This window comes from Pseudovibrio sp. WM33, from assembly GCF_001623165.1.
Taxonomy (GTDB): Bacteria; Pseudomonadota; Alphaproteobacteria; order Rhizobiales; family Stappiaceae; genus Pseudovibrio.
In genome coordinates this window covers 2408-3015 of the sequence record NZ_LMCK01000053.1, presented here as the reverse complement: position 1 = coordinate 3015, position 608 = coordinate 2408, and the positions used below count along the sequence as shown (strand labels likewise).

2 protein-coding genes are annotated in these 608 nt (G+C 52.3%); both read left to right on the top strand.

Annotated features, from left to right (window positions below; translation table 11 throughout):
• Positions 1-261 (top strand): hypothetical protein (locus PsWM33_RS28845; RefSeq protein WP_446737445.1); only part of this gene is annotated, 261 nt, incomplete at its 5' end.
• The coding region (locus PsWM33_RS09720; RefSeq protein WP_193778386.1) for an NAD(P)H-dependent oxidoreductase at positions 258-608 on the top strand (351 nt) is incomplete at its 3' end. The genes PsWM33_RS28845 and PsWM33_RS09720, both read left to right, overlap by 4 nt.

Genomic DNA, 608 nt, shown 5'->3' with positions numbered 1-608 from the left:
TCTCTACTTTTAAACTCGATCAATTTCAGGGGGGATTACCAGCTGATGAGACACCGTGGACGGTTTGATGCCAAGTGCCACAGCAGCGCCTTTGAGGCTGCCATTCTGAGCAATGGCGTTGAACACTTCCAACATGGCAAGGGGGAGACGCATTATTCGATTCCATACATCTATCAGATCGATATTAAGGCAATTAATAGCATGGGGCCATCCGCCTATAAAGACAGCATCAGAAATTCAAAGAGGCTCTCCCCCCTATGAAAATCCTCGTGCTCACCGCCCATCCCGATCTCAACAAGTCCCGCATCAACCGCTCCTGGTTTGAGGCGTTTGCCGAAACCGACGACATCACAGTGCTTGATCTGACCCGTGTCGGTGGCCCAACAATGAGTTTCAACGTTGAAGAACAGCAGCAACTCCTGCTCTCCCACGACCGCATCGTCTTCCAGTTTCCGTTTTACTGGTACTCCGCTCCCCCCGTTCTTAAAGCATGGCAGGATCAGGTATTGACCTACGGCTTTGCATACGGCCCGGGCGGCAAAAAACTGGTGGGTAGAGAACTTGTGCTGGCCATCTCCACCGGGGGACCGGAAGACAGCTACCATGCA